Origin of the sequence: Pseudostreptobacillus hongkongensis (assembly GCF_001559795.1) — a bacterium.
GTDB lineage: Bacteria > Fusobacteriota > Fusobacteriia > Fusobacteriales > Leptotrichiaceae > Pseudostreptobacillus > Pseudostreptobacillus hongkongensis.
The window spans coordinates 1-693 of the sequence record NZ_LOHY01000159.1 but is presented as its reverse complement, the minus strand read 5'-3'; the positions used below and the strand labels follow the sequence as shown (position 1 = coordinate 693).

Below are 693 nucleotides of genomic sequence, written 5' to 3'. Positions count from 1 at the left end.
ATTAACTATGTTTATTCCATCAATACAATTTATGTTAGGTTTTAAGTTAAATAGTAAAACACCTCAAGAAGTTATTAAGGTATTTGATAATATTGAAAAAAATATAGGTTTCACAAATTTTAGAAAGATATTTGGGATTATGTTATCAGATAGAGGAAGCGAGTTTTTAAAGTATAAGGAAATAACTAGAGGTTATACTACTAAAAGTAAAAGATGTGAAATATTTTATTGTGACCCAGCAAAACCTTATCAAAAAGCAAATGTAGAGAATATACATAGAATATTAAGAAGATATATACCTAAAGGAACAAGTTTAGAAAGATATAAGCAAGATGATATAAATTTTATGATAAGTAATATAAATAGTTTGATTAAAGAAAAATATGGGAATAAAACTCCTATAGAGATGTTTAAAGCTAGATTTGGTAAAACTTTATTATCTAAATTATCTATAGAAGAGATATCCCCAGAAGATGTAAGTTTTTATTCATACACACTATAAATAGTATAACATAAATTAAGAAAAAATTAAAAACAAAAAATGTTAATATTTTTGCATTTGAAACTTCAAAACGGCTCAATTTTTTAAAATGACTTTGCATTTCAAATTTCACTCTGCATATTTTTTGAAAAAATCTTGACAATACACATCAATTTTGATAGAATAAATTTATGGTCGCATAGCTCAGTTGG

1 protein-coding gene is annotated in these 693 nt (G+C 24.0%); it reads left to right on the top strand.

Annotation, left to right across the window (positions count from 1 at the left end; translation table 11 throughout):
- Positions 1–502, top strand: a 502-nt coding sequence (locus tag AYC59_RS07980) for a transposase (RefSeq protein WP_369323999.1), incomplete at its 5' end; no start/stop codon positions are given.
- Positions 503–693: the final 191 nt, after the last annotated feature.